The sequence below is a fragment of the Desulfosediminicola flagellatus genome, assembly GCF_005116655.2.
GTDB lineage: Bacteria > Desulfobacterota > Desulfobulbia > Desulfobulbales > Desulfocapsaceae > Desulfopila > Desulfopila flagellata.
In genome coordinates this window covers 6206366-6233292 of sequence record NZ_CP050698.1, presented here as the reverse complement: position 1 = coordinate 6233292, position 26927 = coordinate 6206366, and the positions used below count along the sequence as shown (strand labels likewise).

Annotated in this window: 21 protein-coding genes and 1 riboswitch; of the genes, 13 read left to right on the top strand and 8 right to left on the bottom strand. The window is 45.7% G+C overall.

What is annotated here, in order from left to right; translation table 11 throughout:
* Window positions 1-251: 251 nt before the first annotated feature.
* Genes FCL46_RS25835 through FCL46_RS25825 form a run of 3 tightly spaced genes read right to left on the bottom strand, consistent with a single transcriptional unit; the run spans window position 252 to window position 2250 of the window.
* Window positions 252-653 (bottom strand): hypothetical protein, encoded by a 402-nt coding sequence (locus tag FCL46_RS25835; RefSeq protein WP_136808777.1) that lies wholly within the window; start codon window positions 651-653, stop codon window positions 252-254.
* A 54-nt stretch (window positions 654-707) separates the two neighbouring features.
* Window positions 708-1166 carry a hypothetical protein gene (locus tag FCL46_RS25830; RefSeq protein WP_136808778.1) on the bottom strand — a complete coding sequence of 153 codons (459 nt, stop codon included), beginning with the start codon at window positions 1164-1166 and terminating at the stop codon, window positions 708-710.
* Window positions 1167-1185: 19 nt separating this feature from the next.
* A complete protein-coding gene (locus FCL46_RS25825) occupies window positions 1186-2250 on the bottom strand; it encodes a hypothetical protein (protein ID WP_136808779.1) in 1065 nt (354 codons plus the stop codon).
* 599 nt (window positions 2251-2849) lie between these two features.
* Here FCL46_RS25825 and FCL46_RS25820 point away from each other — a divergent pair.
* A complete protein-coding gene (locus FCL46_RS25820) occupies window positions 2850-4184 on the top strand; it encodes a tetratricopeptide repeat protein (protein ID WP_136808780.1) in 1335 nt (444 codons plus the stop codon).
* A 401-nt stretch (window positions 4185-4585) separates the two neighbouring features.
* Here the strand turns inward: FCL46_RS25820 and FCL46_RS25815 are convergent, their stop codons facing one another.
* Both FCL46_RS25815 and pta read right to left on the bottom strand, forming a co-directional pair.
* Window positions 4586-5791 carry an acetate kinase gene (locus FCL46_RS25815; RefSeq protein WP_136808781.1) on the bottom strand — a complete coding sequence of 402 codons (1206 nt, stop codon included), beginning with the start codon at window positions 5789-5791 and terminating at the stop codon, window positions 4586-4588.
* Window positions 5788-7914, bottom strand: a complete 2127-nt coding sequence (pta, locus tag FCL46_RS25810; RefSeq protein WP_136808782.1) for a phosphate acetyltransferase — start codon at window positions 7912-7914, stop codon at window positions 5788-5790. The genes FCL46_RS25815 and pta overlap by 4 nt, the downstream gene beginning before the upstream one ends.
* A gap of 671 nt (window positions 7915-8585) precedes the next feature.
* On the opposite strand from pta, the gene FCL46_RS25805 reads away from it, so the two are divergent.
* From FCL46_RS25805 to FCL46_RS25755, 11 genes are all read left to right on the top strand, one after another.
* Window positions 8586-9656, top strand: a complete 1071-nt coding sequence (locus tag FCL46_RS25805) for a TRAP transporter substrate-binding protein (protein ID WP_136808783.1) — start codon at window positions 8586-8588, stop codon at window positions 9654-9656.
* Window positions 9657-9755: 99 nt separating this feature from the next.
* Window positions 9756-10256: a TRAP transporter small permease subunit gene (locus FCL46_RS25800; RefSeq protein WP_167505958.1), complete on the top strand. Its 501-nt coding sequence runs from the start codon at window positions 9756-9758 to the stop codon at window positions 10254-10256.
* Window positions 10256-11584: a TRAP transporter large permease gene (locus tag FCL46_RS25795; protein ID WP_136808784.1), complete on the top strand. Its 1329-nt coding sequence runs from the start codon at window positions 10256-10258 to the stop codon at window positions 11582-11584. Before FCL46_RS25800 ends, FCL46_RS25795 begins: the two co-directional genes overlap by 1 nt.
* A 143-nt stretch (window positions 11585-11727) precedes the next feature.
* Window positions 11728-13425, top strand: a complete 1698-nt coding sequence (locus tag FCL46_RS25790; RefSeq protein ID WP_176371627.1) for a sensor histidine kinase — start codon at window positions 11728-11730, stop codon at window positions 13423-13425.
* A complete protein-coding gene (btsR, locus tag FCL46_RS25785) occupies window positions 13422-14132 on the top strand; it encodes a two-component system response regulator BtsR (protein ID WP_136808785.1) in 711 nt (236 codons plus the stop codon). The genes FCL46_RS25790 and btsR overlap by 4 nt, the downstream gene beginning before the upstream one ends.
* Before the next feature lie 143 nt (window positions 14133-14275).
* Window positions 14276-15922 (top strand): sensor domain-containing diguanylate cyclase, encoded by a 1647-nt coding sequence (locus FCL46_RS25780; protein WP_136808786.1) that lies wholly within the window; start codon window positions 14276-14278, stop codon window positions 15920-15922.
* 291 nt (window positions 15923-16213) lie between these two features.
* On the top strand, window positions 16214-16585 hold the full coding sequence (locus FCL46_RS25775) for a DUF2237 family protein (protein WP_136808787.1): 372 nt from the start codon (window positions 16214-16216) through the stop codon (window positions 16583-16585).
* 103 nt (window positions 16586-16688) lie between these two features.
* Window positions 16689-16873: riboswitch (cobalamin riboswitch) on the top strand.
* A 120-nt stretch (window positions 16874-16993) separates the two neighbouring features.
* The gene (locus FCL46_RS25770) at window positions 16994-17977 is read left to right on the top strand and encodes a sirohydrochlorin cobaltochelatase (protein ID WP_136808788.1); all 984 of its coding nucleotides are present in this window, start codon (window positions 16994-16996) and stop codon (window positions 17975-17977) included.
* A gap of 270 nt (window positions 17978-18247) precedes the next feature.
* Window positions 18248-19876, top strand: a complete 1629-nt coding sequence (locus tag FCL46_RS25765; RefSeq protein WP_136808789.1) for an alpha-keto acid decarboxylase family protein — start codon at window positions 18248-18250, stop codon at window positions 19874-19876.
* 265 nt (window positions 19877-20141) lie between these two features.
* Window positions 20142-21917 (top strand): SLC13 family permease, encoded by a 1776-nt coding sequence (locus tag FCL46_RS25760; protein ID WP_136808790.1) that lies wholly within the window; start codon window positions 20142-20144, stop codon window positions 21915-21917.
* A gap of 230 nt (window positions 21918-22147) precedes the next feature.
* Window positions 22148-22642, top strand: coding sequence for a CBS domain-containing protein (locus tag FCL46_RS25755; protein ID WP_136808791.1), 495 nt, complete (start codon window positions 22148-22150; stop codon window positions 22640-22642).
* A gap of 83 nt (window positions 22643-22725) precedes the next feature.
* Here the strand turns inward: FCL46_RS25755 and FCL46_RS25750 are convergent, their stop codons facing one another.
* On the bottom strand, window positions 22726-23304 hold the full coding sequence (locus FCL46_RS25750) for a DNA-3-methyladenine glycosylase I (RefSeq protein WP_136808792.1): 579 nt from the start codon (window positions 23302-23304) through the stop codon (window positions 22726-22728).
* A gap of 297 nt (window positions 23305-23601) precedes the next feature.
* Here FCL46_RS25750 and FCL46_RS25745 point away from each other — a divergent pair, with 297 nt between their 5' ends.
* Window positions 23602-24141: a nitrogen regulation protein NR(II) gene (locus FCL46_RS25745; protein ID WP_136808793.1), complete on the top strand. Its 540-nt coding sequence runs from the start codon at window positions 23602-23604 to the stop codon at window positions 24139-24141.
* Between the two features lie 239 nt (window positions 24142-24380).
* Here FCL46_RS25745 and FCL46_RS25740 read toward each other — a convergent pair whose 3' ends face one another.
* Both FCL46_RS25740 and FCL46_RS25735 read right to left on the bottom strand, forming a co-directional pair.
* Window positions 24381-25694 (bottom strand): Ni/Fe hydrogenase subunit alpha, encoded by a 1314-nt coding sequence (locus FCL46_RS25740; protein ID WP_136808794.1) that lies wholly within the window; start codon window positions 25692-25694, stop codon window positions 24381-24383.
* 2 nt (window positions 25695-25696) lie between these two features.
* The gene (locus FCL46_RS25735; RefSeq protein WP_136808795.1) at window positions 25697-26542 is read right to left on the bottom strand and encodes an NADH-quinone oxidoreductase subunit B family protein; all 846 of its coding nucleotides are present in this window, start codon (window positions 26540-26542) and stop codon (window positions 25697-25699) included.
* Window positions 26543-26927 lie beyond the last annotated feature (385 nt).

The window sequence follows — 26927 nt, the reverse complement described above, 5'->3', positions numbered from 1 at the left end:
CCCTGTTTATCCCTGCAAGAGAGCGAAAGCGGGTATGGGGCCGGCCTCCCCTGGGGTTTACACTAGATCTCTCAAGTTGATGTCTGCTTGATTCGACTGTGGTGTAGATCTCCTTCCAATGCGTAGTCATGCAAGAGATAAGAGTAGTACTGGTCATGCAGGATCTGCACACGGGTAATTTTGTTTTGGTGGCTCATACCATTCACATACCAAAACTGCTGAGCGGAAGCGGATCATCCGGGGCACCTCGGCTATCCTTCCCCCCTCCCCTCCACTTCTGACAAATTCGCTCCGAGCAGACCAACCTTGAAACCTTTTCCTTTCAGTATCCTGGTTGCTTTACCGCTCGCCAAAAGAATAATAACTATATTGACATAGGGAATACAACTCAACAGTGTCAACAGTATCGCGCTCCCCCTGCCATAAAGTGCCCAGCAGAGACGAGCTGTCAGATAAACAATTACAATTCCGACAAGAAGCAGAAGAAGCTGTTCAAATTCCCTGACCGCAGGTAGAAAAACAGACCCGACTATTACAAGCAGGTAGACCAGCAATGCCCTAAGGAGCGCTTTCTGCCTGCTGCCAACAGTGAGCAGATTCATGGTATCCGGAGCTGCCTCGTCAAAAACCCTTTCTTTATCGCTGCTATGCATATCACGTCTCCTCTTTCTCGATTTTTCTCTTATCAATCCACCGTACAAATTTTCTTATTTATGACAGCAAATCCAACACGTAATACGACCGAGCAATCCACCGACAAGACATGACGGGATGGCAAGTATCGGTGCAACCAGCAGCCCTATTGCGGATGTTGAGGGTACATGGATATTTATATAATATGTTTTTACTATCGACCACTCAACGATGACAATTGTGCCGACAACACCGATCAATCCTCCCCATGCGATTGCATGGACCACTGAACTATCCTTTTTTCGTGTAAGAAAGACCATAATGGCCAACACGAGAAAGGGGGGCAACCTCGCTGCGGTAAAAAATGCGTAGGAGTCAAAGCTGAGGAACTGATATGCATCCTTAAAGCCGCCGATGAGGCTTAACTTCCCCACAACAACCGCAGCGAGCCACTGCAGATTGTACTCATTGCAGAAAAGAACCGAAAAAACAAAGACAAACCAAAACCTGTATAAGGAAACCTGGCTCTGCATCTTGACTCTTTAGGTCTTGCTATCGAAATGATGAATCCTCAACAGCCTCCTGCACTTCGACGCAACTAAGTTCGTCCATGCAGGTTATCATAATCATCGCCAATTTATCGTTGAGCATCGAAATAAGGTGGGCGACAACCATAACAGGCTCCTGAGTATTTGGATCCACCAGGCTGAGGGAAAGCGTCTGAAAGGGGGCTTTGCCCAGCATTATCACTTCTTCTTCACTCCCGAAAAGTAGACCGTTCTCATGAGCAATTTGTTGAAACTGGGTCATTGTCTCTTTGAAAATCTCACCTTTAAGGTCATTGATCGTCATCAATGCAAGTTCATGTTTTTCATCCGCCATAAGTGAGTAGGAAAGGCTGTTACCTTCTCCTTTTTCAATAGCCAGCTTATCTTCCGGTGAAGAAACGGCCACCCTTTGCCACCCCAGTGGTATAGTGAAATCCCAGACGGGATCACGAGTACTCCGTAAGGCTGTCGGCGGTAGCGGCGGCGGTGCGGGTATAACCACCCCTTTCCCATCGGGATTGCTGAAATGAGAGTTATCGATTGCCCTGAATACAGTGTCGCAATCGGCACCCGTGCAGGAAACATTTATGGTCACAGCCTTATCTGCCATTGGTGCTACAAGAGTCATGGATTTGAGATCCGGCCGGCCGGGTGCCTCCAGGATCCAGACTAAAGTATCAAAAACCTGGTTGCCCACCACGATCTGGTCAATATTTGAGAATGGACTGGCACTCACCTGCCGGGCAGTATGCTGCATCGACGCCGAGATAAGTTCGAAACTTTTGTTTTTAAACTCATCAAGCCGCATGCTGTTTCGTATATCTGAATCTTCTATCTGATAGATAACATACGTCATCGGGTCTTTTTTGATCATCCAGGCCTTTGCCGGAGCCCCAGATACCGAGCCGCCGGTATCCTGCAGAACCTCTATCTTCCATTCGTTCGGCAGGTGAATCTGCCAACCGAACTTCGAACCTGAGAACGTGGTAGCCTCAAGTAGAGAAGCAGTGGGAAACAGGCATGTGAAAACAAGGAGCAACGGTGATACCCAATCGGCTTTTTTCAGCATTTCGACTTTCCTGAGCAGAGTTTCAGACTCGACAAACTACTTGCGATGCTCCCCTACCGTTGACAGATCGCATGCCGACCTATCCACTACACGGTTTGCACCGTTTTAATCCAGAGAATGGTTATGATCCAAAAATACAACCGCATCATTTACCTTATCTTCCTGACCGACAATGTGTCAAATTCCGTAAGGCCATTACCTAGTAATTGAAATCGCGCCATGGCTAACGGATTATCGCTCAAAACTGCTCCATGGGTGATTGATCTCTAAAACTACATTCCGTTATATTGCATGGCTCTGCTTATCTTCAGGCGTATCCGGCTCTACCAGCCCGGAGAGCTCCTCTTAAACTGCTAGCCTGTTGATAATCGTGTTTAGCTCACGGTGGCTAACAGACCGGCTGTATATCCCACATTTTCTCGAAACTAGTATCGTTTATCTGTGACATTTCTGGATGCTAATCTTCCTGGCGGTAAGGTGCAGTGAAGACAATTTCCTTTTTGGCTGCGTATGATATAGAATTAGAGGCATATGCACTGAATAACCGGATTTGACGAACCATGAAAAGATGCCGTTAATCTCTACAAAAGACCTCCCATATGCTGAAGAAACTCTTCAAGTTCATTCTCTACGGTGTTGCCCTTCTCGTAATTATCTGCATAGGTTTCATCGTTATTGTTATTGTCTTCTTCCCGGAGGCTGAAGAGAATGTTGCCACTACAGAACCGCAAATCTCCTCTACCACTGTCGAAGAACGCAGCTTTTACCACCAGCCATCAGGCTGGCGATTTGTAATTCCTGAAGGATGGCAGGTACAGAGCGAGCAGCTTGCCCAAGAGTTATATGAAGAAAGCAAGAAGATGATTGAGTCATCAAGCGGTCAACGAGTTCGACCCTCTTCAAAACCTTCCGGTGAACTGGCACTTATTCATAGCCCTGGTAACACGCTGAATTATAAATATCAGGAATATGACAAAGTTCGGTTCCCGGAATTTCAACAGACTATTCCATTTTTTCATCAGACATTATCAGAAGCATACGAGCAGTCTGCAAAGCAGGATGGCACCGAGGTTGCGTATGAAGAATCGCAAGCAACAATTGGAGGTATCGAATTTTATAGCCTTCATTTCTCCATCCTGAATCCACAGACACGCGCGGTGTTGATAAGGGATATGATTTATACTGCAGAAATTAAAGGGCTAATGGCCATGATAGCTTTTTCGTGCAATACAGATGAAACCTGCTCTGAGATTGATACAGCGGTAAAGGCATCGGTATTCGAGAATGCCAATGATGAAACAACAAAACTCTATAAAAACGCACTGGAAAAACTTCAACAAAACAACGCTTTCGAAGCATATGATCTCATGTCACGGGCAATTGAGCTCAATCCGAATATTGCCTTACTCTACGTTGTAAGAGCCGATGCGGCGTCAAGGATTCAAGGATATTCAGATAAATATTATAGTGATTTGGATAAAGCCCAACACCTTGAGCCACAACTCTCTGATATCTACTACTTGAGAGGCGTAGTGGCCCGATCAGCAGGAGATAGTTATAGAGATTATTTCAATTACCATAAGTTCAACCTCTTTAAGCAACTTGAGCAAAATGGTAAACTTTTTCCCCGATATATATATGGAATGACAGAAAGAGAGTTCGAAGCACAAGAAGGGGAAACAGGATTTATCCAGGCCGGTTTAGCCTTGGATTTTCAGGAGATCCTTCCTGTACCACAACTGGGGAAACCTGCAGAAATAGTGTATAAAAATTTAGAAATAGTTGGAGAGCCCGGCGTGATAAAATGCTCGAACAATCTTCCAGTGAGTAACGGCGGCTATATCATTACCGCATATAACCTGCTCACGGCATTTGAAGATTCATCCGGCCAGTTCTACCAGCTTTATTACAACGTGAAATACAAAGCGAAATAACAGCCCAAATGAAACATTAGACCTGATACCAATTTACCATGAGAAATCAGAGCTAATCTATTCATATAGTCAATGTATTTCCAATATATTTTGACTCTAGCTTAAATAGCAAAGTGCCAAGGTCGCCAGTCCCAAGATCTTACTATCTTAAATATTTATGAATTTTAGATAGTACCTGTGCACCTACATAGACGGTTCATGTTTATTTGCACCCGGATTGTTCTTTGATTGAGCAAGAGGGGGAGGGGGATTATTTGGCAAGAGCTATTATGCTGCAGACTTGATGCTCACCAGAAAATAAAAAAAACTTGATATGATATTGGCACAGGTGCAAAATACTGTAACACATTAATACTATTACACCTGTACCAAAAAAATGGGATTATATACCCCACAAGATATCAACCGATAACTTCAACCGCCTGACGAGCAATAGCAAGCTCTTCGTTGGTCGGGATACCCCAGATCTGAACTTTACTGTCGCTGCTGCTAAGCAGAGTAGGCTTCTTTACACGCTGTGCATTTGCCTCATCGTCCATAACGATACCGAACTGCTCAAGGCCTTCAACAGACTTCGCGCGAACGATGTCGTCATTCTCACCAATACCAGCAGTGAAAACAATCGCATCAACGCTACCAAGGGCTGCCATGTATGCACCGATATATTTACGGTTACGGTAGGTCTGAACATCGAGAGCGAGCTTAGCTGCCTCATCGCCTTTTGCGATTGCGTCATGAATATCACGCATATCGTTTAAGCCGCAAAGTCCTTTAAGGCCGGACTCTTTGTTGAGCATGTTGTCGATTTGATCAATATCCATATCGCAGTTTCTTGCAAGAAATGCGTAGATTGCAGGGTCAACGTCACCGCTGCGGGTTCCCATTACAAGGCCCTCAAGCGGGGTAAGTCCAAGAGTAGTATCAATGGATTTACCATTTTTAACTGCAGTCATTGAGCAACCGTTTCCAAGATGAACGGTGATGATGTTCAGCTCTTCTGCAGGACGTCCCATTAATTTTGCACATTCACCGGCAACAAACGCGTGGGAGGTACCATGAAAACCGTAACGGCGTACACGATGATTCTCGTAAAGCTCTTTAGGCAACGCGTAATGGAAAGCATGAGCAGGAATGGTCTGATGAAACGCGGTATCAAATACAGCAACCTGTGGAGCTTCTGGGAAGAGCTCACGTGCTACACTAATACCATCAAGGTTTGCAGGATTATGCAAAGGTGCAAGTGGAACGTTCTTGGTGATTGCGGCAATAACTTCTTCAGTAATGAGGGTTGGCTGATGAAAATCTTCACCACCATGTACAACTCTGTGACCAACTGCTGCAATCTCATTACGATCAGCGATAACACCTTTGTCTGGGTCACAGAGCAGGTCAACAGCCTTACGCATACCATGCTCGTGATTTGGAACAGGCTCCTGAATCTTGATTACTTCTTCTGCATCTGTATCAGGGCGAAGCTCACACTTGATCAAACCTTCCGGTTCTCCGATTCGCTCTACAAGGCCGGAAGCCAGGACAGACTCATCCTGCATATCAAGAAGCTGGAATTTAATAGAAGAGCTTCCTGAGTTGATGACTAATACTTTCACTTTTTTTCCTCTTTTTCTGCTTGTGCCTGAATGGCGGTTATAGCAACAGTGTTAACAATATCGTCGACCGTGCAGCCACGGGAAAGATCGTTAACAGGTTTATTCAATCCTTGTAATATCGGCCCGATGGCCACAGCATTCGCTGATCTCTGCACAGCTTTGTAGGTATTATTGCCAGTATTGAGGTCAGGGAACGTGAAAACAGTCGCCTTACCTGCAACCAGTGAACCAGGTAACTTGGTCGCGGCAACATCCGGGTCGATGGCAGCATCATACTGCAGTGGACCTTCCAGAGGCAGGTCCATGCCACGCTCCAGAATGAGTTCCCTTGCAATCGCGGTCGCTTCAACAATGCGTTCAACATCCTCGCCTTTACCTGAACTACCTGTTGAGTAGCTGAGCATGGCTACCCGTGGCTCTACTCCGAATATTCTGGCGGTAGCTGCTGAACTGAGTGCTATCTCGGCGAGTTGACGGGCATTCGGGTTGGGATTTACAGCACAATCGCCGTATACCAACACCCGATCTTTGAGGCACATGATAAATACTGAAGAAACAACAGATATTCCCGGTTTGGTTTTTATAAACTCGAAAGCAGGACGAATGGTATGTGCGGTAGTATTTTCGGCGCCCGAGACCATGCCGTCTGCCAAACCTTTATGGACCATCATAGTACCAAAATAGGTCGGGTCAGACATTCTGTCACGTGCCACTTCTTCAATTACACCTTTATGCTTACGCAACTCCATATACTCGGCAACAAATGAGTCGAGCAGGCTCGATTTGGAAGGGTCAATTATTTCAACCCATTTCAGATCAAGGCCGCATCCGGTTGCGCGCATCCGAACTTCTTCTTCGTCACCAAGCAAAACAAGATTGGCAACACCACGGCGCATCAAAATATCAGCAGCCTGGAGGATACGGTCACAGGTACCTTCGGGTAGTACGATCCTCTGAAGGTTGCGCCCCGCCTTTTCCATCAGGGCAAACTCAAACATCTTCGGAGTAACACGGGTCGGCCTGGTTGACACAACTCTTCTGCCAAGCTCTTTTAAGTCAACATGTTTGGTGAACTCACCGATGGCAGTAGCGATACGCTTGGTATCATGTGCCTCGATATACCCGTACAATTCCCCGACTTTTTCGATGGTCTGATAGGTGTGACCTTCAACAGCCAGAATAGGCACAGGAACAGTAGTGCTTAAACCCTGTAGAAGTCGTAAAACATTTTCTGAAGGCAGCAGGTTACCAGTGAGGATAATACCGGAGATATCAGGATAGGTAGTGGAAAGTCTGGAAGAGATTGTTGAGAGGATAATGTCACAGCGGTCACCCGGAGTGATGATCATGGAACCCGGCTTGATGTAATCGAGGTAGTTCCCGATCTGCATGGCTGCGACCACATAGTTCTCAACCAGAGTAGTCATGCCCTCTTCACCATACATAGTGCGTGCACCGAGCCAGCGCTTTACATCGCCAACAGTAGGATTGGCCAACTCATGGTTTTCCGGGATAACATAAACAGGCAGCCGGTTATCACCAGTAGCCTTTGTCTGGATTCTGCCAAAATCATCTGCGACAACACCCTCAGCAGCGCGATTTACGACACAGGCGATAACATCAACGCCTTCTTCAATCAATGCATCAATGCTCAGCTGTGTTAACCTGACAAGTTCTTCCGTCTCTTTTTTCCTGCCTGAAGAAACAAGCAGTACAGGCGCGCCGAGGTTTGCTGCAATATCAGTGTTGATGTTCGATTCAAAAGCAATATCTTTTCCGCGAAAATCAGTGCCATCGCAGAGAATGAAATCAAACTCAGCCTTTAAAGCATTATATTTATTAAGAATGATATCATGGAGCAAGGTTTCCTGACCTGAATTTACAAGCTCCTGGGCTTCCTGAAGAGTCAGGCCGTAGGTATCTTCGTAATTGATATCAATATCGAAATGCTCAAGAATCAGGCTGATCACAGGATCTTCCCAACCGGGTTCAGTCTCATGGATCACCGGCCTGAAAAATGCCACCTTATCAATAGATTTCAGTAACATCTGCATAACACCGAGAACAATAGCGGATTTGCCGCTCCGTTCCTCGGTTGCCATTATATACAAATTCGTCGACATAACCTTTCCCGCCCTGTCATCAGCGCAAACAAAAAGAACCCCTCACAACGTACCGGTCCACCGACACGCGAAGGGAGACAATAATCACTTTAGGGGATGTGACATTGCAAAAAAAGAATTCTTCACGAGCAATGTCACTATGTGCCACACAAAATACCGCTGCATATTAGCCGACAAATTATAGGGAAACAACTCTTTTCGACGATATTCCGGTTAGAAACTCGGTTCTTAATCAGACCAGATTACCACTCAGCTCTGCAAAGGGCCCGTTCTTACTTGTTATGCGATTGCTCCGGTCTGATCACGAGTTATAAGAATTTATTTACAGAAAGTATATCTTCCATACCGCAAAAGCACTATGTTGCAAAATTGGTACTACCAAAATATCCACTATGGTCTGACCAATACAAGCTTCGTACGCAACTGATTGGATGCATCCCCCCGCAAAGTTCATTATCGGTCGTAATCTACGCTAACCACACGGCCTCAAATATATTTTCAGCTTTTATCCTGGAAAAATACGAGGTATAAACCACTTAACTTCAACAGTAACCGCTTAGCCTGACATTCGACCACTTAACGGCGACAGTGTTTTTTCGCCAGTCCGCTTTGGGTAGTATAACGCTGTTCCCGTGGGGGGAACATTTTCAATCCATCCAAAGGAGGTTGCAATGAAATTGGTTTTACGCATTTCATCTGTATTCATCGTTCTCGCATTTCTCGCCACACCGGCCTTTGCGGCCAAAAAAGTTCGCTGGAAACTGGCAATGAGCTGGTCTTCCACCCTTACCCCGTTTGCCAATGCTCCAATGTACCTCGCCAAGATGGTAGAGGAAATGAGTGGTGGAGACTTCACCATTCGCATTGAAGGTGCAGAGAAACATAAAGCTGCACTCGGTGTTCTCGACATGACCAAAGGCGGTCAGTACCAGATGGCTCACAGCGCATCCTATTACTGGAAAGGCAAGGACATGTCCACCGTATTTTTCTGCACAGTTCCATTCGGCATGAATGTCGATGAGCAGAACGCCTGGTTTTACCATGGCGGCGGTATGGAATTGATGCAGAAAACCTATGATAAATTCGAGGTAATGAGCTTTCCCGGCGGCAACTCCGGTGTCCAGATGGGTGGATGGTTTCAGAAAGAGATCAACTCTCTTGACGACTTGCAGGGCCTGAAAATGCGTATTCCCGGTCTCGCAGGAGAAGTATTTGCAAAACTTGGCGTTAACGTTACCAATATCCCTGCTGGCGAATTGTACACCTCTCTTGACCGCGGAACCATCGATGCTCTCGAGTGGGTTGGACCTGGTATGGACATCAAAATGGGTTTTCATAAAATTGCGCCCTTTTACTACACCGGTTGGCATGAGCCTGCCACCGAGCTGCAATTTCTCATTAACAAGCGCGCCTACGACAAGTTGCCTAAAGAATATCAGGCAATGCTGATCACTGCTATGAAAGCAGCAAGCACAGATATGACTACAGACAACTTCGCAGAAAGTGCTGAAGCCTGGGAACAGATGAAAACCGAATTCCCGAATATCAAGGTTAAAACCTTCCCACCAGAAGTTCTTAAAGCAATGAAAAAAGCCGCTGACGAACTCTATGAAGAGTATGCAGCAAAAGATGAGAGCTTCAAAGAGATCCTTGCCTCTCAGCGTGCCTATATGGCCAAGGCCAGAAACTGGACCACCATCTCTGAGTATAACTACATCAAGACTTCTCAGGAATTGGAATAACAGGATCTGACGCCTGCGAACCCCATCAGCACCCTGGATGCCGCCCGGTCACCTTTCCGGGCGGCACCTTTCTATTTTCTCTCAGAGCGAACTACCATCATGTTGGAAAAAATTGAAAAATTCATCGGCAGAATTGTTGATGCCATGGGCATCGTGCTGGCAATCGCCCTACTGCTGATGGTACTTAATGTCGCCTTTGACGTTATGATGCGATACCTCTTCCGCGCGAGTTCTGTCGGCATGCAGGAACTTGAGTGGCATCTATTTACTATCGTTATCCTCTTCGGAGTCGGATATGCCCTTAAACATGAAGCGCACGTACGCGTCGATTTTCTCTATGACCGTATGCGACCGAAAACCAAAGCCCTGATTAATATCTTCGGTACTCTACTCTTTTTAATGCCTCTCTCCCTTCTGATCCTTTTTGGTTCCGTGGATTTTGTTTATGACGCATATTCAATGAATGAAATCTCTGAAGACCCCGGCGGTCTGCCTTATCGGTGGATTATCAAAAGTATGATCCCTGTATCATTTGTATTTTTACTTTTGAGCGCGACAGGCTACGTCCTGCAGAATATCAATAACTTCAGGAGAGGATAATGACCGGTATTATAATGTTTTTTGCGGCCCTTGTTCTCCTGGTCGTAGGTTACCCCGTGGCCTTCACCTTCGGGGCGGTGGCACTGTTTTTCGGTGCAATTGCAGCCTTTATCGAATTGCAACCCGATGCTGGCCTCATAATGGTCGCGGAAGAATTTTTCTCGATGTTTTCCATGATGCCGTTCCGGATCTACTCAATAATGACCAACACCATCCTGATGGCTGTGCCCCTCTTTATCCTGATGGGTATCATTCTGCAGCGATCAGAACTGGCTGAGCGATTACTTGAATCAATGGGTATCCTCTTTGGTAAAGTACGTGGCGGCCTGGCAATCAGCACTGTGCTTGTTGGTACACTACTTGCCGCATCAACCGGTGTTGTCGGTGCCTCAGTTGTAGCCATGGGAGTGATAGCTCTACCTGTGATGCTGAAATATGGCTATTCCAAGAAACTTGCCACGGGAACCATCTGTGCCGCAGGAACATTAGGACAGATCATTCCGCCATCTATAGTGCTGATCATTCTTGGTGACGTATTCCAATTACCTGTAGGTGATCTCTTTAAGGCAGCACTGGTTCCCGGGCTTGTTCTGGTAGGCTGTTATATCCTCTATATCGTTCTGATCGCTCTCTTTGACAAGACGGTAGCACCAGAGATTCTCATCGCCGAAGAAGATCAAAAAGGCTCAATCAAACGAGCTCTGTTGGCCATCATTCCGCCGCTTGCCCTGATTATCATGGTTCTCGGTTCGATCTTTGCCGGAATTGCGACACCAACAGAATCCGCTTCAGTTGGTGCTCTGGGAGCAATGATTCTCGCCGCAATGTACAGAAAACTCAGTTTGGATATCGTCATTGATTCTTCGCTTGAGACGGTAAAGATTACAGCAATGGTTTTTGCCATCCTGATCGGTGCAACCGCATTTTCCATGGTCTTTGTCTACACAGGCGCTGATCTCCTTGTGGAAGAGTTCATGCTGAACCTCCCGGGTGAAAAATGGGGATTTCTTATTCTTTCGATGTTAGCCATCATGCTCCTCGGCTTCTTTATTGATTTTATAGAAATATCGTACATTGTAGTGCCCATTCTGCTACCAATTTCAGAAGCCATCGGGATAAACCCGATGTGGTTTGCGATCCTTGTTGCCATGAACCTGCAAACCTCTTTTCTTACGCCGCCGTTTGGTTTCTCACTCTTTTACCTCAAAGGGGTGTGTCCACCTGGAGTGCAGACAGTCGATATATACCGTGGAGTTCTCCCATTTATTGTTATCCAGATATTGGTTCTGGCCTCAATTATCATTTTTCCTGGTCAATATGGCCTGTAAAAAGACTATTCTCTGAAAGTCGACTATCCCCGCCACCACCATATCGACGGATGGCGGGGATAACTTTCAGATCCATAGTGTTTATGATATGTTACACTCGTAATCGTTTAAAGTGCTCAACCACAAAGGCAATAAGGTAGTATATGGATCTGCTGACATTTTCTATCAACAATATTTTTGCTCTGTTGCAACAGATGTCAGTATTTCTGGTTATCGCCTATCTCTTTACCAAATCCCCTTTCTTTAAATCGTTCCATATCCACACACTCCACTGGCAGCAATTACTCCTCCTGTACGCTGTCTTTTCTACATTCTCGATACTTGGCACCTATTTCGGTCTGCCAATAAACGATGCCATTGCTAACACCCGGGCAATAGGTGCAGTTCTTGCCGGAATTATAGGTGGGCCCCTTCTCGGCGGAGCTGTCGGATTTACGGCTGGCCTCCACCGCTTTTCCCTTGGAGGATTCACGGCCTTCTCCTGCGGTCTTTCCACAACAGCAGAAGGACTAATTGGCGGTCTGGTGCACATCTATCTTATACGCAGCTATCAGCAGCATAAGCTTCTCAGCCCCTGGGTAGCATTTCTCACGACACTTGTTGCCGAAATAAGCCAAATGTTGATCATTCTGACATTTGCGAAACCATTTGAAAGCGCCTATTCCCTAGTTCGAATCATCGCCCTGCCGATGATGCTCGCCAACGCAACAGGTGCTGCAATTTTTGTTTCCATCATCCGGGACCAGCGAAAAATGTACGATGAGTTAAGTGTCACCTTTTCTGCAAAAGCTCTTAAAATGGCTGAGAAAACCGTCTCGATTCTCGGTCGGGGGCTGAACATGGACACAGCCTCGGAGGTCGCCTCAGTTATCCGCGAGGAGACAGGCGTTGGCGCTGTTGCCATCACTGACAGGGAAAAAGTTTTAGCATTCGTTGGAGATGGCCACGACCACCACCAGATAGGTCAGGCAATCAGTTCATCCCAAACCAAAAAAGCTATTCGTGAAAACCGGATCATCTATGCAGATGGCGGTAAAAAGAAGTGGCGATGTAATCTCTCCGATAACTGTCCACTCGGTTCTGTTCTCTGCGTTCCGCTTCGGGTTGATAACGAACTTGTTGGGACCATAAACCTCTTTGAACCGAAAAATAAACTCTTCCTGGTTACCAATAGAACACTTGGTGAAGGAATCACAAAAATCCTCTCCGACCAGATTCTCTACTCACGTTATGTTGAACAAAAGGATTTACTGACCCGATCAGAACTCAAACTTGCCCAGGCTCAGGTCAACCCGCATTTTCTCTTTAATGCGCTCAATACTATCAGTGCCATTATCAGAAAAGACGGTGATCGTGCGCGTGACCTGCTTATGCACCTCTCAAACTTTTTCAGGAAAAATCTTAAACGAACCGGCGATCTCGCCACTCTCGAAGAAGAGCTTAATCATGTCAACTCATACCTTGTCATAGAGAAGGCACGGTTTGAAGATAAGTTGCAGCTAGAAATGGATATCGACAAAACTATGCTCTCGCGAAAGCTACCGGTTTTCACCCTTCAACCGATTGTTGAAAATGCTATCAAGCATGGTATCTCGCAGATGCTCGGCCAGGGTATAGTCCGCATATCCGCCCGTCAGAAGTCAGATCGCATGTGTATTATCATTGAAGATAATGCCGGAAACTTTGTGAAACGAGACAGAAAAGGGTTGGGCATGGACATCGTTGAAAAGCGTATTAAAAATCTTTGCGGAGAAGAACACGGTATTCAAATATCCTGCATTCCGCAGGAAAAAACAGTCATCACCATCTCCGTGCCGGAAAAGGGGTGCAGCAAGCAATGATTAGAACACTCATTATCGATGATGAACTTCACGCACGCGACGAGATGGAAGCACTGCTTACGGAAACCGGGAAAGTCGAGATATTAGGCACCTGTAGTAACGCTATTGATGCTTTAAAACTCATTAATCGCCTTAAGCCGGAAGTACTCTTTCTCGACATTGAGATGCCAGTGATCAACGGTTTTGAACTTCTCAACATGATCAATCCAGGAATCATGCCCCATGTGGTCTTTGTCACCGCCTATGATCACTATTCGCTCAAAGCCTTTGAAGAAAAAACCCTCGACTATTTACTCAAACCGGTCGATAAAGCCAGGCTTGCAAAAACCATTACCAAACTCCAGCGAACCATCGTTGAAAACCGCCATCCCACCTATGAAACTGAGGCGATTGAGCGCATCCCCTGCTTGCTTGGCAATCGCATTAAACTCATTAGTCTTGCTGATGTTGAGTTTATCTTTACTGAACCTGCAGGTGTGCATATAGCAACCTCACACGGAGAATACTTCACCGAGGTCACTCTCAAAGTCCTGGAAGAACGTACTCCACTACTCAGGTGCCATAAACAGTATCTTATCAATCTCGATTCCATCGATGAAATCATCCTGATGGAAGCGGGCCTTGCAAAAATCCGAACGTTATCGGCAAAAATGGTGCCCGTGAGCAGACGTTACCTGAAAACCATAAAAAAGAAGTTACTCTTATAAGTTGCCACCCAACTGAACGTCCTGTGCACTCAAAGCGATGATACTAATTCACTAAATCGCGCGCCCCTCTCTGGTATCAGAATATATTCTACGCTACAATTGATCTGAAGAAGTAATACTATTCCCCGCAACCAGTGCAGCCTATGCAACCAAGCAGTTCATCGACCTCGCAGCGCATCATTATCTTCCCTCTCCTTCTGGTAACTGCGTTCACATTTTGTGGTTTTTGGTTTATCGATTTGTATTTCAGCAGGATCGCATCCCAAAGGTATGAAAATAATCTTCTTCAAATAGCGAGAATTGGAATAAAGACGCTCAATTTCCTTGATGACAACCCGCTCATTCCGGAAATTGACAGTTTTTCAGATACGTTCTCGGGAGACAGCAGGTTCCGCACAACAGTCATTGATATATCCGGGACTGTTCTTGGCGATTCAAGATTATCGGTTCATGAAGTTAAATCTGTTGAGAATCACGCCGATCGATCGGAAATCATTAGGGCTCGGGAGAAAGGGGTTGGTATTTCCAGACGCTATAGTTCAACTCTCAACATTGACCTGCTTTATGTGGCCATTCTATTTAATAACAGCAAACTGGAAGGCTATTTCAGAGTGGCTATTCCGCTTGACGAGCTGCAACAGGAACTATTCCGACAGCGCCTCATTTTTATAAGTTTTGGAATTGCGGCCCTGCTTATTGTTACGGCAACAAGCATACTGAATTCCCGCTATATTATCACTCTTGTGAAAAGTAGCAGACAAAGCCTTGAAAAACGTGCCGAGAGTCGTACAAAAGAAATTGAGATATTGCAAAATCTCGGCACACAGCTCACCGCCTGCAATTCCAAGGATGAAGCGCTTGAGGTAATCCGACTTGTTACCACGTTATTGTTACCACGATTCAATGGTTCGCTCGCCGTATTTCGAGCCTCTAAAGACAGGTTGGAAATATCCGCTGACTGGAACGGAGACTGGGAAGATGAAACCAGCTATCAGCCTGAACAGTGTTGGGCTCTGCGAACCGGAAAAACGCATCTTGGTAACCCGGATAACGGCACGATGAGTTGCAGTCACTCCCGATTAGAAAATCAGCAGATGCTTTGCATTCCGCTGGTTGCACAAGGTGAAACACACGGAGTGCTTCATCTGGCAGGCTCACTTGATAAAAAGTGGAGTGCAGAAGAACTCCAGCTTGCCTCGGCTGTAGCTGAGAATGCAAGCCTCACTTTCGCCAGTCTTAACCTCAGGGAAAGTCTGCGACAGCAGGCAATTCGTGACCCGCTTACCGGTCTTTACAATCGCAGATACCTCCATGAAACTATAGATCATGAACTCAGTCGAGCAGCACGTAGAGACCAAACACTCGGCTTGCTGATGATGGATCTCGATCACTTTAAAAAATTTAATGATGAACATGGCCACGACGTTGGGGATTTCATTCTCAGCGAGTTCGGCCGTCTTTTGCGTATGTTAATACGCGATGAAGATATTGCCTGCCGGTACGGCGGAGAAGAATTCACTGTACTGCTGCCAGAAACAGACACTAAGGGTGCTCTTTCGATGGCCGAAAGAATTATCGAGAAGGTCCGAAATCATGATTTTAGTCTCCAGAACATATCGTACGGGCCTGTGACAATCTCAGTTGGAGCTTCAATATACCCAGCTCATGGCGATACAGATGAACAGCTCTTCAAGGAAGCAGATGGTGCACTCTATGCAGCAAAAAATGCTGGTCGAAATAGAGTCATGCTTGCTCCGATACCCGGCGAGCAGCCACAGCAGGACGAATAACGCGACGAGGAGGCTGTCCGACAATAGAAGTTTTCGCTCAGATCAAGGCACACTTGAAAAATTACCGCAGGCATATAGTTAATATCTCGGAGTCTCGTCCCTCGCTTACCGGAGGATAATTTTTCAAGTTTAACGAAGATATGAGCGGAAAGAGCATTGTCGGACAACCTCCCAGGCATCTATACAACTAAAGACAATCGCCCACAAATCAACATGCATTGCATAACAGGATATTATGGTTAAATTACTAAGATCTGCACTATATGCAATGCTGCCCATAAGGAGAATTATATGAATACCAATGTCCTGGGAACTCCCCTGGAAATTTGCGGCCTCGACCCAATCACCGGCTTTACCCGGCAGGGAAGTTGTGCCACCGGAGAAAATGATACCGGCCGGCATGTTGTATGCGCCATGGTGACAGAAGAATTTTTGATTTTTTCAAAGGAACAGGGAAACGACCTAACAACTCCAATGCCCCTGGCAAATTTCCCAGGTCTGCGCCCGGGAGACCACTGGTGCCTCTGTGCAAACCGCTGGAAGGAAGCACTGGAAAATGGCGTTGCCCCTCCAGTCATTTTGGCTGCAACCCATAGTTCAGCTCTGGAAATTGTAAGCCTCGAAGACTTACTCACCCACTCATATCACGATGGTCTCTGCTAAATATAAACGTGTTGAACATGCCCATATTACACTGTGATTCTCACAATGTAGGGCTCTGCAACTACGTACATTTTACTCCTTGACTTTTCCCTGCCAAAACGTTTTCTTATAACCAGTTTCAGGTGCTCATTTTGAGCTAAAAAGGGAACCCTGTGCAAATCAGGGACGGGCCCGCCGCTGTAACCGGGGACGAACACTGCACCAAAAGTCACTGATCAGTAGATTGGGAAGACGCAGTTAGTAGGAAGAGCCGGAAGTCAGAAGACCTGCCTGAAGCACGATACAATCACTCCGTGGACAAGGGTGATTAGAACCGAGACGAGGACAAACAGGGAATCCCCGGATCATTAACATTGGTCCGGGGATTTTTTATTTCCGGGCATTCATGTAATCGAAGGAGAAATACTGATGCAAAGCAAAGCCCGTAGAGTGTTTGTCGCAGTGTGCATGACGATGATTCTTGCTGCAACCGGTACATATGCCGGTACGCTTGAGAAAGAACCCAAGACAGCTATTGTCATGGCCCACTTTGGAACTACAGTTCCCACCGCGCTGGAATCTATAACCAATATCACCGAAACAGTCCGCAAAGCGTATCCTGGAACAGAGGTACGAATGACATTTACTTCTAACATGATACGGAAAGTGTGGAAAAAACGTCAGGCCGAACCGCAAATATGGCTTGACCAGGGAGTTCCTGAAGAAATTCTGTATGTCAAAAATTTCATTGCTACCGTTGGTGACCTCCTTGAAGATGGGTATACAAACATCATCGTCCAGCCATCACATATGTTCTATATGGAGCAATCGCACGACCTTCACCAATACGTACATGGGCTGGCCTCAATACGCACCATGAAAGAGCGCTGGAAACCTATAAAAAACATTGTTATGGGTCGTCCCGCACTCGGCATGCCAGGAGATGTTTACCCGTACCATGATGATGTGGATGCAGTTGTCAAAACCCTGGCAGCTGATGCTGAGATGGCAAAAGACGAGGGATCAGTACTAATTTACATGGGGCATGGCAACGAGTACTGGTCAACAGGCATCTACACTGAAACCCAGAAAAAAATGCAACAAGCGTATCCTGACGTTCAGACCTTTATCGGTGTCGTTGAAGGTGCTCCATCTATTAATGACATTCTCAGTCAACTGAAAAATGCCAATAACACCAAGGTTATTATCAAGCCTTTTATGATTGTTGCCGGTGATCATGCAAAAAACGATATGGCTGGCAACGAAGATGATTCATGGCAATCTATTCTCGTCAAAGAAGGCTACGATGTAAAGCCAGTACTCAAGGGGTTAGGAATGAATGATAGATTCGCCAGTATTTTCGTTCAGCACATTGCTGATGCGGCAAAAGAACGTAATATCAAGCTGAAGTAGTTCCACAGCTCAACCTATTTTCTTAGACCTTTTTATACAATGAGAGTGGTTGATGACAGCCACTCTCATTTGTACTCAGCTCACTTATCACTACACCCGCTCACTCTGATTCCCCATTTTCGCTAATAACTCTATAATATTCTGTAGAACTCTTAAATTCAGAAAATATATTGTATAGTCAAGTATTGGTTGATCAATTGCCGACCACGCAACTCACTATCTTTTCTCCGCTCGGCACCTCGCATTACTTATTACCCAGGGGAACACATAATGAAGAAAAAACTCACACATTATCTCTTTGAACGCCTTGAACAGTGCGGGGCAGAATTAACATTTGGAATTCCAGGAGATTTTGCACTGCCAATCTATGCCCAGCAAGCTGAATATGGCCTGAAGACTATCGTCTGTACCCATGAACCGAACTGCGTTTTTGCAGCCGATGCCTATTCCCGTTTAAAAGGACTCGGAGCCGTACTCACCACTTACGGCGTTGGCGGCCTCAACATGATCAACCCGGTTGCCATGGCGTATGCCGAACTCTCACCACTCGTTGTTATAAGCGGTGCGCCGGCAATTGCCGGCAGAATGGAAAATCCCGCATTTCATCATCTGGTAAAAGATTATGGCAGTCAGCAACGGGTATTTGAAGAGGTTACCTGTGCCACATCAGCTCTAACAAACACTGTGACTGCAGCAGAAGAAATCAACAGGGTTCTCGATGCCTGCCTCACGTTCAAACGGCCGGGCTATATTGAAATTCCTCTGGATATGACCGCAATAGAGATACCGGTACCTGAGATTCCTGCAAAATGCCATTCAGGACCGTCTACCAATAACGCTGCAATGAAAGAAGCAGCCAGAGAGATACTCGCAGCCTTTGAGCAGGCTGAACGCCCCATACTTTACACAGGTGTCGGTGTTCGTCGCCACGGGCTGATGGATGCTATAAAACAGATAGCAGAAACCTGGGGAATTCCCGTTGTTTCATCTGTCATGGGTAAAGCCTCCTTTCCTGAATCTCACAAGAACCATGTGGGAATTTACATGGGTGAAATGGGTGATTCCACCGCACGTGAGATGATTGAGAATTCCGACCTCATCCTCTCTGTCGGAGTAATTTATTCTGATGTTAACACAGGATTCTGGACAGCAAAAATCAGTGCAGAGCAACGTATTGATATGCGCGATCTTGAAATAAAAATATCTCACCATACCTACACTCAGGTACCGCTCGGAGCAATCATCAACTATCTTGCTGAACAGGCACCTCAGGCTAAACAGCTTCCTGCAATTACCAAGGCCCCTGAGCAGTCTGCACCTCAATCAGTTACAGAAAAACTCAACACAGCAGAACTGATTCGCGTGCTGAAAAAACTCAATCAAACTGAGCACAGCTTTCTAGCGGATGTCGGAGATGCCTGGTTTGCCGGATTAGAAATTGATGCCGACATTTTTATGGCTCCGGGCTATTACGCATCTATGGGTTTTGCGGTTCCCGGCGCTGTTGGCGCAGCCCTGGCTGCGCCCGATCTTCGGCCAATTGTACTTGTAGGTGATGGTGCTTTTCAGATGACCGGAAGTGAGCTTTCCACTCTCGTAGCCAATAACCTGAATCCAATAGTTATAGTACTCAACAACGGGTATTACAAAATGCTCTCAGCCTTAGATAAACACCGCGATTATTACAATCTGAACAACTGGGATTATGTTAAATACGCTGAGGCTCTCGGCTGCGCAGGTGAGCGCGTTGAAACCGGAAACGAACTTGATAAAGCTCTCGAACATGCACTGAGCAGTGACAAAGTATACCTGATCGAAGCTCTGTTACATCGGGAAGACCACGCACCGATGATGCAAAATATCCGAAATTATTTCAAAGCGGCAGGAGATAAAAAGTAGGGTTTTTCTTTCAAGGATTCACATCGTAATTATTATTTTTGATACAATACGTTAAGAGGCTTTCCGAAAAACTACATTCCTTCTCAAAGAAGAGCAATTTTGATAACGACATGCAAAGTCATGTACTCGATATTTAAAGAATTGTTATTGTCAAAGTAACAAAGAGTTGGTGAGCAAGGCGATTTTCGGACAGCTTCCTATCTATTTTTCGGACGGACTCCTAAATTATTGAGCTGGCTTAACCCTAATTATTACACCGTTGACCATGGAAAACTGGATAATAACGATCATCCTACTTGGTACACTCTATCTGCTGATAACCGAGAAAATTTCTGTCGATCTGACAGCAATCGGCATCATGGTATTGCTGGTAGTCACCCGGATTCTTACGCCGCGTGAGGCCGTAAACGGTTTTTCAAACCCTGCAGTCATAACCGTCGGTGCCATGTTCGTGGTCAGTAAGGGGATGATGCGAACCGGCGGCGTTGAATTTCTTGGGCGTCAGGTTATTCGACTTGCTCGTGGTAACGCCTTGCTCGCACTAGCCGTTATTCTCTTTACGGTCGCCATAGCCTCAGCCTTCATTAACAATACACCTGTCGTTATTCTCTTTATTCCGGTGGTTATGGCAATGTGTTGTGAATTTGGCCTAAGTCCGTCCAAATTTCTGATTCCGGTATCCTATGCCTCAATTCTCGCTGGAACCTGTACACTTATCGGAACCTCAACCAATATCATCATCAGCGACCTCAGCAATGAATACGGCTATGGTGCTTTATCGATGTTTGAACTTTCCATTATCGGTGTCCCTATCGCTTTGGTCGGCATTCTCTTTCTGCTGGTTGCAGCTCCCCGGGTACTACCCGAGCTGGCAAACCCTGTCTGTCATATTGAGGACAGTGAGCATCGGCAGTATCTGGCAGAGTTTCAGATTACCCCTGACAGCAAACTTATCGGTCGTGACTCTACAGATATTTTCGAAGTACGCTACCCGAAGCTTGAAGTTCTTGAGGTAATCAATAAGTCACTTATCTACTACCCGGGGCGTGATCCTATCAAGGTTGATGCCGGTGATATATTACTTGTTAAAGGGTCTTTAAATGATCTGGTGGCAATTCTGCAAAAAGAAGGTGTCGAACTGCCTTCATCTGAAACGGGACTACTCCTGGGCGCACAAAAAGATGCACCAATTGTTGTAGAACTCATCATTTCGCCCCATTCCTCACTCCGGGGTAGAAAGCTTGAGAACACTGATCTGGCAAAAGATCAGGAAGTTAACATCATTGCGGTCAAGCGCGTCAACCTGCATATGACCGAACGTCAGATCCATGATGTGCGACTAAAAACCGGAGACGTGATTCTCATCTGGTGCTCAGAGAGCAAACTCGACGCAATCCGTGCGGGGAACGACTGCATCGTCATTGAAGATGTGTATGAGGAAATTGTCCATAAACGAAAAGCAATCTGGTCTATCATCAATTTTATCGGCATGATTGGAACAGCTACCCTGGGACTTGCTGACATTATGACCTGTGCCCTCACAGCAGCTTTTCTCATGATTGTAACAGGATGCCTGCAGATGCGTGATGCCTACCGTGCATTGCAGGCTGATGTTCTGATGCTGATCGCTGGTACCATTGCCCTGGGCGTCGCCATGCAAAAGACAGGCACCAGCCAGATATATGCTGAGGCATTTCTCAGCCTCTTTTCCGGCCTGTCTCCCACTCTTGTTCTTGGCGGCATTATACTACTCACCTCAATCAGTACCCAGATTCTCAGCAATAATGCCACCGCAGTGCTGCTCCTGCCTATCGCCATTTCGACCGCACTTGGTATCGGAGTTGACCCGAAACCATTTATTGTCGGCATATGTATCGGCGCAAGCGCCTGCTTTGCCACTCCTATCGGCTACCAGACCAACCTGATGGTATACGGGCCCGGTGGTTACAGCTTTAAAGATTATCTCAAACTGGGCATTCCACTGAATATTTTTGTGGTAATTGCCGGTATGCTGCTCATCCCCATTTTCTGGCCGTTTTAAATGTCTCCAGTACAAATACAGAAGGTTTAAAGAAACATGGCTACATCATCCGCCAACATGACAATCTCGATTAACATTAGATATACTTAAGCTATTCATAAATAATTCTGATCTGAATTTGTTGAATATGGTATAATAGCTTTCAAACAGAGGATTGATTCAGTGATCCGTGTTTACAGTCCGAAGTGGTAAATCAAAGATATTTAAGATTTTACTCGCCGGGAGGTATTATGAAAGTACGCGACATCATGGAACCTATCAACAACTGGCTCACACCGGAAATGTCTGTATTACAGGCGATACAAGTGATGAAACGAACGAAACGTGGCCATGGCCTGTCCGTTAATGGAATCGCCGTTCTCAATAACGAGATGAAGATCGTCGGTATCGTCTCGACCAAAGACATCCTACGTTTACTCATCCCCTCATACATGTACCTGGAGGGATTGCCTGAAGATGAAACAGGATGGGAATCCATGCGTATTGAGAGGACTGAAAAAGTCAATAAGCTCTCGGTCAGTGATATCATGACAGAAGATGTCCGGGTAATCTCGCTCAACGAATCAATTATGCGATGTGCCGATATCATGCTGGTTGAACAGATTCGTCGACTTCCAGTGGTTGGCATCGATGGCCGGGTGCTGGGTATCATCTACCTTCGCGACGTATATAATGCAATAACCAATCTGCTCTGTGATACCTCTGCCATAGTCCAGGCTGCCTGATAATCAGTCAGTAAAAAAACACCTCTCCCGGGGATCTGCTCCGGGGGAGTCATTCCGCAGTTGCGTGACAGAAAATCTCCTGTTCACGACATCTCGGTAATTTCTTTTCTTCTATAACAGTCCGGGTCATGATCATTGACCATACCGATAGCCTGCATGAGCGAATAAATAATAACCGGGCCGACAAACGTCATTCCCCGTTTTTTGAGATCTTTGGATATTTTCACTGAGAGATCAGTTTGTGCAGGGATATCCTGTTTGGTTGCATAATCAATTTGTAACGGCTGATTATCGACCCATCCCCATATATACGCATCAAATGAGCCAAATTCTTTGCAGATATCCAGAAAAACACCGCCATTTTTAATGACCGAATTGATCTTGAGCCGGTTTCGGATAATCCCTGCATCCTGCAAAAGTTCTTCAACTTTCTCTTCTCCGTATGCCGCCACTGTGGCCACGTCAAAGTTATCAAAGGCTTTGAGAAAATTGTTCCGTTTTTTCAAGATTGAAAGCCAGGACAATCCAGCCTGCATGCCTTCAAGTACCAGCATCTCAAAGAGTAACCGGTCATCATGAACAGGAACTCCCCACTGCTTATCATGGTACTCGATATATTCCTCTGAATTAAGGTCACACCACGTACATCGTGCCCTGCTCATATCCCCACTCCATTGATTATTCATAACAATCTATTGATCAACACCATCCATAATCGACTATACAATTTTTCAATGCCCGATTTCATCTGCTTATCTGTAAGCATTTTAAATGATTCCCATCCAGCCTGCGAGTTTTCTGTAACTTTTCTGGTTGTACAACGTTTTGTTGAATAGAAAGGTGGGTGTTTTTTTTACACGAGTTATAAGAATCCCCACCGAATGCATTTGATTTACAGTAATAAGGAGGTGATGATGTTTACACATTCAATTGACATATCAACACATCGGCGAAAAATCATGAGACATGCAGAACATACGATTCAAGAATTAATTCTCGATCAAATTCCTGAATTTGTCTTTATTGTTTCAGACAACTATACCTTTCATTTTGCCAATCGAACATTTGAAACGATTTTTGGTAGTGTAAACTCATCCATCCCCTGTTATTCAATGCTGCGTGGTACTACTGAACCATGCAAAATATGTCCGGCAAAAGACGTCATTTCAAAAGAGGAAGGACAGGTGTGGGTATGGGAAGATAATCATCGGGGAAAAATCTATGAAATGCACGGATACCCCTTTCAATCACGAAAAGAACCACTAGCGGCTTTGGGAATCGGCATTGATATTACCCAAAAGAGAGAGCAGAGCAAAATTGACAAGACTGCAGATCAGCCGGAAATAACACGAATATGCTGTTACTGTAAGGGGATTCACAACACCGAACAAAGACAGTGGCAAACTGTGGAAGAATACTTTTCAGCCAAAGACAATCTTCAATTTTCACATGGTATATGCCCGGATTGTATGGCTGTTAATTTTCCTGAGATCAAATAGAAAAACGTGGAATCCACCCTAAAGGCAAATTCCACGTTTGTTCTGACACTGGGGTATCTACTACGAAGTTGTCATCCTGAAGCATCCAATTTTTTTAGAATTGGATGTTTTATTCGAAGATCGATGCACCATCAGAAGACACCTGTTGATGCGACAACTTTCCAGTGTAGTTATGACAAGACCAATAAATATTAGTAACTCTGTCCACAGGCTATACGTAGCTGAAGACACATCTTCTTTTAGTGTGTTGCACAAGCGATACAAGGATCAAAAGCACGTACAACCCAGCCCATAGCCCTATCCAGGCCAAGATCAATTCGATCCTCGTGAACATACTGTTTTGCCATAGTAGTCAAAGCACGTTCGATGGAAAAGTTATTGTGCACTGTCGGAATAACAAACTCTGCACGAACAATAAGGCCATTCTCAATCTGATAGTGATGGATCAGCGGGCCGCGTGGCGCTTCGACAAGGCCGAAGCCGCAACCATCCCGTGGCTCGACAGGAACATTCATCTCGCCTTCGCTTAAATCTTCAGCAAGAAGCCGGTCAGCGCGTTCAAGCCCATTGATCAACTCAATCCCTCTACAAAGATCAAAAAGTAGGATCTGGTGTGCAGGGCTACCGAATTCAACACGGAAACGCTCTAGGTACCCATCCGCAATAGGAGTGCCTGTTGACTCGGCAAGATTCATACGTGCCAGGCTGTTTGCGCGAATCGGCAGATCGTTGAAACTGGTCTTGCTTGAATAGCTGTCCTGAACCCTGTGGAACTTTAGGAATTCCTTGAACTCGCTTGGCTTAAAGCTGATGGTTTCAGAACCGTCATTTTTCTGCATGGTAACAGTATCAACAGGCAGGGTCGGATCATTCTTATCCACAGCAACCATGTAATAAAAAGGATCATTTCCTTCCCATTTACCAACACTTTCAGCCATTTTCTGGGTAAGCTGCCAGTATTCATCAAAGAGACTGCATGCCAGCGGCAGTGCCACTTTAATTTTTGCCCGCATCTCTTTAGCTGCTTCTTTTTCGATACCAGAAACAACACCACCAACAACAGCTTTTACAGGATGAATAAACTGGCCGCCAGCAACAGAAATAAGCTCTGTACCGATCTTACGAACAGCCATTGCCTTCTTGCTGATGCTGCCAAGTGTATCCTTACCAGCACGTTCTTCAGCACCAAAGATTGAAGTCGCCTGGAGTTTATCCGGCATGGTGAAGAAAAAGAGCGATGTAGCCTGGTTCTGAACCAACTGACCCACCATCATTAAATGACGGATCTTTTCAGCGATAGGGGGAGGTGTAACACCATATGCATCTTCTAAAGCCTCAACTGCGGCTATATGGTGAGAAGTAGAGCAGACACCACAGACCCTGGGAACGATTACCGGCATCTGATCTGCGGGCATACCCTGAAGGAATTGCTCAAAGCCACGATATTCCTGGGCCAGGAAACGGGCATTACGTACTTTTCCATTATCGATATCAACCACAACCTTAGCATGGCCTTCAATACGTGAAATAGGAAATTGAATTGTAGTAGTCATTTTTACAGCACCTTCTCTTTAGGACGACTATCAAGCTCGGTATCGGTGTAGTCGGAAAACTGGAACAGGAACAGGGCCAGGTGCGGCGACTTAAGCGCCTCACTGATCGTATCCGAATCAATATCTGTCATGCGCTGAAAAACACGAATAATGCTCTCAAACCAAGCATTTGCGTCTTTCTCAATGAGGTTATTGGAGGGTCCTCTACATCCGACGCATGGAAATCCTGCTCTCGGACAAATGGCACCACAACCATTTCTGGTAGACGTTCCCACACAGAGTTGTCCCTGTTTAACCAGGCAAAGATCCGGATCTTCATCTTTATGAACAACATCAGCAAGGGTGTCAGGGCGAATGTCTTTCGGCTTGCGACGACCACATTCCTTACAGACAATACTGGTGGACTTTATTGAAGCCGGATCATTGAGCAACTTGACATAGAGGCTCGGTACCGGTGGACAACCTGGTAAATAGTTATCAACCTTTACTTCGGTGTCAATCGGGCTGCATTTCGGCAGCATTCTCGGAACCCTTCCCTGATGAGCTGATGCCAGAAAATGCTCACGGATATCCTGACGATCACCAAGTCCGGCTACACCACCGGAGATAGCACAGGTGCCTACCGCGATGATCTTTTTCACCCGACTTGCAGACTCTCTGAGTTTAAGTAGATCCTCATCTGTTCGGATACCACCTGTTACCAGCAGTACATCGACTTCAGGCACATCATGCGCGGTAACAACCAGTGGCATGTAGGCCAGATTCGCAAGATCAAGTTCGTCACCGGCATTTAACAGCGAGACCTCGCATCCTGCGCAACCTGTCAGTTGCAGCACAGCAAAACGCATACTTCCTCCATCTGCATGAATATATTAAAAACGATAGTATTGATAATTCTTTGGTCTAACCATTTGCATTAAGCATGAATCAGACGCGTAACATAATAGATAGTGGTTGACTGGTTCAGTGACCTGGCAGGCTTAAAAGTGACTGCGACAGATAAAGCTCAGGATGACTCAAAACTCAAAAAACCTTTGATATACTTAGATTAAATAAATATTAAATTAGCTTATTAAGGCGATAATGTACCCCACCAATACAGAAATCGCAAGTCGCCTCCCCCCATGCTTGGTCTATTGGTAAGACCAGAATGCCCCAAAGATCCACAACCCGTCTAACAAACATTTTGATCTCCAATGTAGCTCTAAATGTGTATCGAAGCTGTAAACCACA